Raw genomic sequence first — 10,750 nt, 5'->3', positions numbered from 1 at the left:
ACGTTATGTAAAAGCTTACATAACGTGGGAGCATTTCGCCTTTTAGGTAATAGAGATCTGCCCAAAAGCAAGCTCATACAAAAACTGGAAGCAGGAAACAGGGACATCTATAAGGAGTACATTTCTTTCCGTTGCTACAGAGGTAAGGTAATTCCAAGCATCGAACGGAGAAGGAAGGTAGAATATATGCTACTCTTTAAAGAATAAGTCAGGATAATTAGATTTCTTATACATTCGAAGTGTCATTTACATGCAAAAACAATTAATTAGAAAATGGAAAAGGAAATAAACTGAATAAGTGCAATACTTACTGAAAGTCATTAGAAATAAAACGAGAAGTCCTTCCTATAATTGAAAGACTTCTCGTTCATATTAGTAAAATGATACAATCTGTTCACAGAAACGAGCATATTCTTCTTTATCCGTTCCACTTTCTACGTGTCTGTCGATAATCTCTCCCAGTTCATCGAAGCAAACTTCATCACTAATGCATCTGGTTTCTTCCTCATTCAAGAGATACACCTCATAATAGTCAGAACCATTCAGACAAATCAAAACATAACCCTGAAAGAGATGTCCGTTGACACGGAACTTCAATCCAGGCAAATCCTTATATATCGTTGCCATAAATTCCTGAATTCCCCATGACATAAGGATTGCTGTATCGGTCATTGATACCAACTGTTCGCGGATTGTTCCGGCTATACGCATAACATAATCTTTATCCACAATGCTAAAAAATTTAATGATTATATACTAATTATTCAAGCCACTCACTGTTATCCTTCTTCAACTCCTCGATAAACTGCTCCTCTGGCAAAGCAAGAGTCTCTGCATCAGTGAAGAAAAAAATCTCGTCATAAATATATTCGGCTTCCTTATTGGCAAAGCCTTCATTTTCATCTTCAAAGCTACCGGGTTGGATAACATCCAATAAAGCTGTAGGTGCGATTACAAGTTCTTCGCCATCATTGGCTTGAACAATACGACATACATAAATGCTGCCATCAAACTGATATTCCTTTGTTTTCATTGTATAATTTTTAATTATTATATTTTTGCATAAATATTCAACGCCAAAGTGTGGAATAAGGCTGAGTTCATACTACAATTATTTAAGAGGTATGTTACGTCCATGTTTATTGAGATATTCCATCAGGCATTTTGCTTCCTCATGCGAAGCCATGTTACGGTCGTCGTAGTAACGCGTATCATCTGCCATAACCTTGATGCATTCCTTGATCAGCCTGTACAGGCTCTGTTGCAGCGTAGGGTGCATCGTAGGGATTGCTGCCGCAAAGCGTTTCGGATCAAAAGAAAAACTGTTCACCGCCATTTCCCAATCCTTTGCAAGTCGGAACTCTTTAGATTTCTGAATGTTTTTGTCCATAGTTGATTCTATTATTAAATTTGAAAACTTGTTTATTTTTCCCTCAGTTCGGCTTCCTTATTACCGGAGCCGCTTTGGGTTTTATGGTGCAAAAATTGTCTGCCGTAAAAGCCTATTCCGACGTTTTTTCTTGAGAAAATACTCTTGCTCCAACAAGGAAGATTTTCCCAAGAAATTCATCCCAAAACGTGAGGATCAGGCGCGGCTGACTTAATTTGCACCTGATAAAACCGATGCGGTGACAAAAGGAACGGTGAAAGGAAAAACATGACAGCCAGAGCTTCGGTATAAAAGGGAAAGATATAAATGGACAAGGGCGGCGGTGGGGTAATATGACGGACGGCATATAATTGGAGAATTATAAAGGTTTCCGGAGCGGCCGATAACAGAACCCTGCACGTGCAGGATTCCGTCATCAGCCACAGCTCCGGACCGTAGTGCTTACAGCAGCCCAAGGCTGCCGTAGACATGCAGGTTTTATAACAGTCTCCGTCTAGCACACATGAGGGTGGCAGTATAACAGGATTTGTCGTAAAAAGAGATGCTGTCAAAGCATCCCTTCGTCCGCATAGCTCAGATAGCCCGTATCCGAGAGTATGATATGGTCAAGGAGAGTGATGTCAAGGAGTTCGCAGGCTTTCTTGAGTTTGCTTGTAATGGCATTGTCATTGGAGCTAGCCACCATGTTGCCTGACGGATGGTTGTGGCTGAGGATTATGCCCGATGCGTGAGCCAGAAGTGCCGTCTGTAGGATGATACGGACATCCACAACGGTTTGGCTGATGCCGCATTTTGATATGCAGGAGAGTCCGAGAAGCCTATTGGCTTGATTGAGGAACATCACCCAGCATTCCTCATGATGCTGCATACATTCATCGTATGCTTCCTTGAAAATGTCGTAGCTTATTCTGGAGGAGTTTACCATGGTACGTTTTGCAGCATCGGCATCCTTGTAATTTACTGAAATCTGAGGGAAAGAAAATGTATTCATATAACGAAGATTGGAGGTGAAACAATTTTTTTGCCCGGGCACAGCTCTGTCGGGACTTCATGCAAGATTTTGGGAAAGAATACTATCCGCAGGATTGGAGATTGTTTCCCAAATTCACCCGGATCTTGCATTTGTCCAGAAAGATGCTGTAACTTCGCTGAAAACAAATGTTGAGATTACTAGAGTATTATAAGAGGTTCGGCTATAAAGGTTGCCCGGGCCGGCCGATGACGGAAGACTGCCCATGTGGTCTGTAGGAATCAGCCAGAACCCTGGTTCGTACTGTTTCAGCAGACGAAAACTGCCGAAAAACAAGAAGGGCAGTAAAAAAGGAAACTGAAAGTAGAGTATATCATAAACATATATATGCAACTATTCTACTTTAAGTTGCTGTAGAAAAATCCTCTCCTACAGCAACATTCTTACGATTAATAAAGGTACTATCACCAACTTCTCTATCAGTATAAAAACTCCAACGCTTCTTCCATTCCCTTATTCAAGGCCTCCTCAATCGTTTTGAAACATTTCGACTCTCTTTTTGACTTGTAAACGACACAATTACAATTTACTACAACGATATGATATATACCTTCATTTTGGGTGATTTCAAATGAAAAATTATGTTCGGTAATAAGCCAATGGTAACATTCTTCCAAAGTATAACATTCGCACATATACATTGGAGTATCTCTACTTATCGAAGTATCATACTTCTGACCAAACTTATCATACCAATACGGACATAACGAATAATAATACTGTTCTTGCATCATTAAGGCAACAGAACTACTTACCAAGGCATCTTTACTAATCTTTGAAATGAAGTTTTTCATAATAGAATTTCTTTTAAATATTAAACATTTTATTATTCTCTACAAATTACATATTATAAGAGCAGGACGGATTGCTCCGTCTTGCATCTGAAACAAATTATGAATTATGGTCAGGCTGCAACCTCTTGCGACTGAGGCTCTTGTTCGGTAGTATCACTTTCGAACTGGTCAGTTTCCTGCTTGGCCTGTTCCTGCACCTGCAGAACAGCTTTCTTTTCCTCGATGCGCTGATGCCGTTTTTGGTACACCTCGTCATGCGTGTTCTTGATTTCAGCCAGTGCTTCGGGCATATGCTTCTGTGCAAATGCAAGCAACAGGTCGGCCACGACATTGTTTCCGTATGCATCACTCTTGAAATTAGCTATCAGATAATCCCTGCGGATGACAGCCTTTATCTTCGATGTAAGGTTGGCAATGATATTCATTTTTTCTTCTCCTGTAAGATATGGAGAATGTTCTTCCTCAATGCCAACGACAGAGAAATGCTCCTTGCGCAACGACGAAAGCATGAAGTAGTACATCATCCTGTCCTCGTCTGTACCAAATTTAGTTTCAGTAACATCAACTTCAAAAATCCGTTTCTTGATGTCATCCACAGTCTTTTCACGTGCAATCTCCTTGTTGCGCTTATCCTGTTTCTCCAGCTTCAGTATTGGAGAAAGCTGTTCCAATTCTGCTGTCTGTCCACTAATTAAACTTCGGGTTGCCACTTCCACATAGCACATGGATATATCTTTCTGACCTATCTGTGCGTACAGAGAAATCTCGCCCTCTTCATTTCTGCGAACCAGTTCCTTGCATTCTTCCATATAATCGTTGACTTTCTGGTCGTACTCCAACTTGGCTTCTCTGAACGCATCTTCCGTTTCATAGTTACCAGACTGCGGTTCTTCCGGCAATTCGGGGTATTGGTAGCATCTGCCTGTTAATTCTGTGACTTCATAGCCCAACTCTTTAAGACGGTTTACTGCTCCCATATCATAGCAGTATTGATTGTACCCGAGCGAAAGGAGCGGATGGGCACTTAACGCTTGAATAGACTTTTCAACAATGAATGCCGTATTCATTTCAGCAAGACAACTGCGCTTTGCACAATTTCCACAACTGCCCTCACAAAAGAGTGTCATGTTGTTCGTGTTGTGCGGACATGACAGACAAAGGGTCTTGTCAAAATTGTAGCGGCCAAGATCAGTTGTGAAGTCACGCTCTATGTTCTTCGCCACTTCGGTAGCTTTCATACCTCGCCAACTGCCATACATAACACCCTCTTTCAGATGTTTGTCGAACACTTCTCTCTGAATGTCTTCGCCATAACGACAGATTTCACTCGCTACACTGATTGTCAACTCGTCCTTTTCCAGAAGTTCCGCAATTTCGGGGATAAGTGCGGTGAACTTCAAGCGAGTGCGTATATAGGTTTCGTTCTTGCCAAACTGAACGGCCAAAGACTTAATGTCGTGCCTACCACTATCAATAAGTTTCTGATATGCGTTTGCTTCCTCAATGGGTGTAACATCCTTTCTTTGCAAGTTTTCTGTTACTGCCATTTCCTCTGCCACCTCGTCCGACACATTCAGAATAGTAGCAGGAATTTCCGTCATGTCTGCCATAAGGGAAGCACGGTATCTGCGTTCTCCGAAAACTATCTCAAATTTTCCGATTTCATTAATCGGACGCACTCCAATAGGTTGCAAGACCCCTTGCTGACGGATGCTGTCTGCCAGTTCCACAAGGCTCGCCTCGTCAAAGTGCTTGCGTGGGTTGTAACCGCTCGGCTGAATGTCTGCCAATGCAACCATACTGATTTTCTTTTCTTCTACTGACTGCATACCTGTTCTTTCCATAATTCATTGAATTTAATTGTTCGTTGATAATAATTTTATTTTCCCTCTGGTCAGTTCTTTTTTGCCGAACCGCCTTAGGGTTTTATGGTGCAGATAAAGGATGTCGGTACAGCCCTTTCGACGTTTTTTCTTGGCTAAATACTCTTGCCCAGCAAGGAAGATTTTCCCAAGAAATGCACTTCAAAACGGAAGAATCAGGCGCGACAACCTAAATTCGCACCCGATAAAACCTATGCGGTGGCAGACAAGGAATGACAGCTGACAATAATCGCAAATAGAACAGGAATTGGCCAGCGGCCTGTATAAAAGGTTTATGATAAAAGGGATGAGGGCTTGGGCGGGTAAAAAACGGTCTGCCGGGCAAACAAAAAGGGGACTCTTTCTGCCTGTGACATGCCGGAGTCACGACGGACGGCACAAGCAGAATGTGTCACCGCTTGCCCATGACGCCGTCGGCCCATAAAGGAAAGATACGGACAAAAGGCGGAATGTGCCGGAGCAACAACCAAGCAGGATGCCCATATAGCGGAATACCGGTTGTTTCGACAAGTCGAAGCTCCGACATGTAGCGGTATGAAGCAGACTACTGTTGATCGGGCACAGCCTTCCGTACCTTGAAATGGAGGGCGGACAGCGGCACAGACATCATACCTTAATTTTTGGGTGGGAAAGCCGGATAGAAAAGGAAGGAAATACCGGAAAGGTATCCATATAAAAGGACACTGGCAGGCAGGAGAAGGCAGTCCTGTATGACCACCTTCTCCTGCCTGTCAATCAACGATGTTGAAATATCTGTCGCAAAGCTCTTTCTGCTTCATGAAGCGTTCGCTCTGATAAAAATCCACCTCGGGATACTTGCAGAAACCGGAAACGGCGTATCTGCCAGTGGGGGTACATAATCCGTAAAGCATAAGCCAGTCGAGAACTTCTTCCCTGTTGTTGTTCGTGTCGATAAACTGACACCCGGCACCGCGTTCCACACCAGGCAGATTGACCGTGATGACAGCTTCCGACTCAAATTCGTTACTGTCTTCTACATACGCCAACAATGCCAAACAAAGTGGTGCTCCAAGTCCATGCTGATAATACGTGACAAACGGGAAAACCCATTTACCGTCCTTATGAAGCAGTGTCAAAGTCATGCCGTCCACAACCACTTCCCTTTCTCTGATTTCATTTTCCATAATGCTATCGTTTTAAGTTTACTTTTTTATTTCCCTGCTTTCGGTCCTTAAAGACCTTCACCGGATTTATTTTTCCGCACCACGAAAGTGATAACGGCAACCGGACAAATCTGGCGACAGAAATACGCTTCTCCCAAAGAAGGAAGATTTCCGTCGGCCACCGCAGGCCGTGAGGATTTGCAAGGTACAGCTGTTATCCGTTACTTTCGCGGAACAATAAGCCGGAAGGTCAAGGCGGACTGTAAGGACAAAGATATAAAAGAATTGAAAGACAGATATAAAGGGAGGTGATAAAAAGGGAAAAGGAGGAATAAAAAAGGCAGATGCCAGGCTATAAAAGCCAGCCGGGCCCCGGCAGGTCGGAACACAGGAAAACCTGCCCGATCATCACGACCGGACAGGCAAAAAGGTTAAATCAACGAATCACGGTCAGGCTGCCCTGACTGTATTTTCTTCTTCGGGGACTTCGGACTGCGGACGCTCGGCTTCCTTGAGTACTTCGTCAATCCTATGCTGCAAGTCCTTACATTCCTGTTTCAAGTGTTCCAGTTCTTCCGCCTTACTCCACTTCCGGACGGTGATTTCCTGCAAGGTCGGTATTTCGTGCTGCAGCATGGCTATCTGTTTCTGCTGTTTCTCTATCAATGACGGCATCCTTTCAAGTGCGGCCTGTGGGTAGCGTGCCGATTCGGCAAATCCCAACGGCAGGACTCCCGACACGCCACAGCGGTATTTCAGTCCACTTACGCCCTCGACAAAGAAAACGTTACGGTCGAACGAGCCGGAAAGGGTGTACTCGCTGCTGACAAGCAGATTTAGCCCCATATAGCTGCCAATGGTACGGTAAGCCTCACCTCTATATGTTTTGGCTATGCGGTGCAGTTCACGGCCTGTCTCTTCCCGGGTAGCCTGCGGCAGATTGAGCAACAGCGTTTCCCTACTGCCACTATAAGATGCGATATACTCCATATCCTGCTTGACCTGCGCCACGATGCGTTCTGCCTTGCAGACAGCTTCCGTGTTGGCAGCAATCTTGCGCTCCGCACGGATGCGCTCTTTCTTGAATATGGCCTGTTCTTTCTCCAACTGCATGATTTTGTTGTCGAGCTTGGCTTTGTTGAGCAGGTCGGTATTTCCTGAAAGGATAGCCACGAACTCGGCGAAGTTCATGCCGTTGTCCTCGTCCATGCTGTCCTCGTCGATGCGGCGCACGGCAATAGTGCCGTTATTTATCTGGTTGATGAACATCTGCTTGTTTTTGAGCAGGTTGAACTTGTAGGCATCGAGCGTCTTTTCCGTTCCGTAGATTACAATATCCACCACGTTACCGCCCCAGAGCTTCACGGTGTTACCCTTGCGTACCGCACGACCGTTGCGCTGCTCCATGTCGGCAGGTCTATCGGGTAGGTCAAGGGCATTACTGCCCTCTTCCCCCCTCAGAACCGTACGTGAGGGTTTCCCCTCATACGGCTCAAGCTTTTCAAAGTCTCTGTTCGTGTGCAGAGACCGGCTCATCCTACTTCTTGTTTCCATTGTTTTTACGGGATAATTTGAAACATTCATCATGAACCAACAGATTGCATTTCCGTCCGTCTTGTACGGTCGGCATTACATTCCATGCCTTATGCGTGTCAATCGGTTCACCACATATCGGACATTTCCGACCTTGCTTTTCCCATAGGTAAAGCAGGGATTTACGTCCTTTCAGCGTCACAAGCATCTTTGACTTCATTCTTTTATTGAAGTACAGGCGGCAGTCTGCGTCAAACGGATTCATGTCCCCCTTTATCTGCGTATATTGCAGAAAAGGAAACGAAGATGCCAGTTTCAACAAGGTAAGTTGGTCTTCTTTGCCGTTTGATTTCTTGAACTTAGCCGCAAAAGTCCAGCTGTTCCCTCGGATATTGTGCCAATAGCGGTCTTTTATCCACTGTTTCCCTTTCTTGGAATGACGGCGTTTAGCCCATTGCCACAAGGCGAGAAATATCTGATGGTCGATTCTGTGAAAAGAATCACGTGTCGCCCCATGCTGATAATATGCTCCCCATCCTCGAATTTTAGCATTCAACATCCTGATTAATGATTCCTGCTTGCAACCCTTATGACCTTTTGTCACCTTACGGATATTCTCCATAAAGCGTTTTTCGGCTTTCTTGGTCGGCTTGGTCAATATTTCATTGCCGAATTTGCGGATGTTGAAACCGAGAAAATCGAAACCGTCACGGATATTGGTTATCACCGTCTTTTCTTCTGATAAGGTCAGACCTCTTTCAGACATAAAGTCGGCTACCAATGGCTTGATTTCCTTTTCAAGTGTTTCACGGTTCTCGCAGGTAATTATAAAGTCATCAGCGTAACGGACAAGATTCACCATTGGCGAATATAACTTACCTTTGATTCTAACTCGTTTATATTTCTCTGCAAGGACTTTCTGCAATCCGTCCAATGTCATATTGGCAAGCGTGGGAGAGATAATGCCACCTTGTGGCGTTCCCTCCTCTGTCGGGAACATCTGTTTGTTGAAGATATAGCCGCATTTCAACCATTTTCGGAGTATTGCCTTGTCCATAGGGATGTTGGCAAGCAGCCATTCATGGCTGATATGGTCGAAGCACCCCTTTATGTCACCCTCCAGAATCCATTCGGGAGAATAGCCTTTTCGGAGAATGTTATGGCATTGCATTACCGCGTCCATACAGCGGCGTTCCTTGCGGAAACCGTATGAACGTGAGTCGGCTGTTGTTTCCGACACTGGTTCTAATGCCATAAGGTAGAGTGCTTGCATGGCTCTGTCTTTCATTGTCGGTATTCCCAACGGTCGCAGTTTGCCATTACTCTTTTTGATGTGGACTCTTCTCAATGGCTTCGGCTGGTAGCCTCTGCGTTTGAGTTCGCTTATCGCTTGTGTTTTTGCTTCGGGTTTCTCCCATGTTTCCATGTCCACTCCGGGGGTGTTGCCACCTCCGTTAGAAGTAACTCTCTTTACGGCTAAGGCTTTTGCGTAAAAAGAGTGGGTCAGCGTCCACTGCAAGGCTTTCACCTTGTTGTATCTGCCTTCCTTCTGAGCCTTTACAATTCGTGCTTGTAGCTTTCTGACAGCCAACTCCGCTTTAGTCCAGTCTATTCTGTCCCAAAGTGTTTGCTGATTGTCAGCAGGCGCACACGATGTCTTGTTTTCGTTCATTTGCTTTCCTCCTTTTGAAAGTTCTAAAAGTTAATTGTAAAGAATCACCATTTGACAACATTCGGTTTGATTGCCTACCTAATGTCGTCACAGAAGTCTGCCCACTTTCGTGTCGGATGATGTCGCCCACATCAGCCCGTGATGTCGGTTCAATCCGTATCCGCTCCATTACAGAACGGCATTCGCTTTTTCTGTTATCTTATACCTGCACACCATTCGGCTTTCATTGCTGTCAGCTTACCTGTCATTTTTACATGACAGGAGATATACAGGCTTACCATGTTCCACATAGATAACTAACGGATAGGTTAGGTTCTGTCTCATCCTCCGGCGGTGCTTATATCCGTGTAATCCTACCATGGAGAGGATTAACCGACCGCTTCCCTTTTGGGTAGAGTGTGCCAGTATCTTACACTCTTTCGTGACATTACGAAGTTTACTAACAGTTCGCTTGCGCTAACCATACTATCCAGCCTCGCCACTCTACGGTATGATACTAACCGTACTTGACTTCCCCTCACGGTTCTGTCTTGTCTTGCGAAAGTGTACTTCGTCCCGACCGCTTAATACAACATTAAGGTGCATCGGTCGGTAGGCTACCGCTGACGGAACAGCGGGTTAAAGCTGATACCCGTAAGTATCATTCCAACAATTATCTATGCGACTTCATGTCGCACCCACGGTATCTCCAGATGATGCACCGCCACAGCCCGCTGCTGGGCATTGACCCCTGTACCGAGCATGGATGTAGAGCCGAAGAGGACACGCACCCTGCCGCTGTTCATGTCTTCAAAGAGGCGTTTCCTTGCCCTCTCCGTGGTGGCACACTGGATAAACTGGATTTCATCAGCCGGGATGCCGAGGCGTACCAGCTTCTCCTTGATGTCGGTATAGATGTTCCACTCGTTAGGCTTGTAGGTGCTTAGGTCGCTGAATACAAACTGCGTACCCTTATTGGCTGCCGAGCGTACATAATAGTCATAGATGGTTCGGGCACAAATGGAAGCCTTGTTACCTGCATCATCGCTGAACTTCTCACCCAAAAGGCGCATGTCGAGAGCCATCTTGCGTGCCACATTGGTAGCAATGAGCATCTTTGCCTTGTCGAGGTTGTCCGGCTCGATCATGTCAAGCCCGAGGTCTTCCCAGTTTCCACTACCTGCAAAGGAAACGAGGCGTCCGATCATTTCTTCCTGCTCGATAGTCGGCGCATGAGAGAGGAAGCGGACGTTTTTCTCCGGCACGTCAAGATTTATCATGTCGGCTGTACGGTAGTCGGTGATTTCACGCAGGAACATCGCCAGTTCCGGCACTTTGATATAAG

Annotated in this window: 8 protein-coding genes and 3 pseudogenes; 1 reads left to right on the top strand and 10 read right to left on the bottom strand. The window is 45.1% G+C overall.

The genetic code is table 11. The features are described from left to right. A pseudogene (locus BACCOPRO_RS18315) lies at positions 1-207 on the top strand (glycoside hydrolase family protein); the annotation flags it as partial. Positions 208-372: 165 nt separating this feature from the next. Here the strand turns inward: BACCOPRO_RS18315 and BACCOPRO_RS06600 are convergent. The 10 genes and pseudogenes from BACCOPRO_RS06600 to BACCOPRO_RS06550 form a co-directional block, all read right to left on the bottom strand. Next, positions 373-729 carry a hypothetical protein gene (locus tag BACCOPRO_RS06600; RefSeq protein ID WP_008142102.1) on the bottom strand — a complete coding sequence of 119 codons (357 nt, stop codon included), beginning with the start codon at positions 727-729 and terminating at the stop codon, positions 373-375. A 31-nt stretch (positions 730-760) separates the two neighbouring features. Next, positions 761-1,033: a hypothetical protein gene (locus tag BACCOPRO_RS06595; protein WP_008142101.1), complete on the bottom strand. Its 273-nt coding sequence runs from the start codon at positions 1,031-1,033 to the stop codon at positions 761-763. 78 nt (positions 1,034-1,111) lie between these two features. Next, on the bottom strand, positions 1,112-1,390 hold the full coding sequence (locus BACCOPRO_RS06590; protein ID WP_008142100.1) for a hypothetical protein: 279 nt from the start codon (positions 1,388-1,390) through the stop codon (positions 1,112-1,114). Between the two features lie 547 nt (positions 1,391-1,937). Further along, positions 1,938-2,381 (bottom strand): JAB domain-containing protein, encoded by a 444-nt coding sequence (locus tag BACCOPRO_RS06585; RefSeq protein ID WP_008142098.1) that lies wholly within the window; start codon positions 2,379-2,381, stop codon positions 1,938-1,940. A gap of 458 nt (positions 2,382-2,839) precedes the next feature. After that, positions 2,840-3,214, bottom strand: a complete 375-nt coding sequence (locus BACCOPRO_RS06580) for a hypothetical protein (RefSeq protein ID WP_008142096.1) — start codon at positions 3,212-3,214, stop codon at positions 2,840-2,842. 110 nt (positions 3,215-3,324) lie between these two features. Continuing rightward, entirely contained in the window at positions 3,325-5,058 is a 1,734-nt protein-coding gene (locus BACCOPRO_RS06575; protein WP_008142095.1) for a ParB/RepB/Spo0J family partition protein, read from the bottom strand. 770 nt (positions 5,059-5,828) lie between these two features. Further along, the gene (locus BACCOPRO_RS06570) at positions 5,829-6,242 is read right to left on the bottom strand and encodes a DUF4313 domain-containing protein (protein ID WP_008142092.1); all 414 of its coding nucleotides are present in this window, start codon (positions 6,240-6,242) and stop codon (positions 5,829-5,831) included. Between the two features lie 429 nt (positions 6,243-6,671). Then, positions 6,672-7,655, bottom strand: a pseudogene (locus BACCOPRO_RS06560) (DNA methylase); the annotation flags it as partial. A gap of 103 nt (positions 7,656-7,758) precedes the next feature. Continuing rightward, positions 7,759-9,426, bottom strand: coding sequence for a group II intron reverse transcriptase/maturase (gene ltrA / locus BACCOPRO_RS06555; RefSeq protein WP_004323414.1), 1,668 nt, complete (start codon positions 9,424-9,426; stop codon positions 7,759-7,761). Between the two features lie 656 nt (positions 9,427-10,082). Continuing rightward, positions 10,083-10,750 (bottom strand): annotated as a pseudogene (locus tag BACCOPRO_RS06550) (DNA methylase); the annotation flags it as partial.

The organism is Phocaeicola coprophilus DSM 18228 = JCM 13818 (assembly GCF_000157915.1).
Classification (GTDB): Bacteria; Bacteroidota; Bacteroidia; order Bacteroidales; family Bacteroidaceae; genus Phocaeicola; species Phocaeicola coprophilus.
The sequence above is the reverse complement of the archived record's forward strand: the minus strand, read 5'-3'. Positions and strand labels throughout refer to the sequence as shown.

What these genes read in the sequence shown, in the direction of transcription:
- BACCOPRO_RS06595 (WP_008142101.1), bottom strand. Translation starts at nt 1,033, where the DNA reads ATGAAAACAAAGGAATATCAGTTTGATGGCAGCATTTATGTATGTCGT.
- BACCOPRO_RS06590 (WP_008142100.1), bottom strand. Translation starts at nt 1,390, where the DNA reads ATGGACAAAAACATTCAGAAATCTAAAGAGTTCCGACTTGCAAAGGAT.
- BACCOPRO_RS06585 (WP_008142098.1), bottom strand. Translation starts at nt 2,381, where the DNA reads ATGAATACATTTTCTTTCCCTCAGATTTCAGTAAATTACAAGGATGCC.
- BACCOPRO_RS06580 (WP_008142096.1), bottom strand. Translation starts at nt 3,214, where the DNA reads ATGAAAAACTTCATTTCAAAGATTAGTAAAGATGCCTTGGTAAGTAGT.
- BACCOPRO_RS06575 (WP_008142095.1), bottom strand. Translation starts at nt 5,058, where the DNA reads ATGGAAAGAACAGGTATGCAGTCAGTAGAAGAAAAGAAAATCAGTATG.
- BACCOPRO_RS06570 (WP_008142092.1), bottom strand. Translation starts at nt 6,242, where the DNA reads ATGGAAAATGAAATCAGAGAAAGGGAAGTGGTTGTGGACGGCATGACT.
- ltrA (WP_004323414.1), bottom strand. Translation starts at nt 9,426, where the DNA reads ATGAACGAAAACAAGACATCGTGTGCGCCTGCTGACAATCAGCAAACA.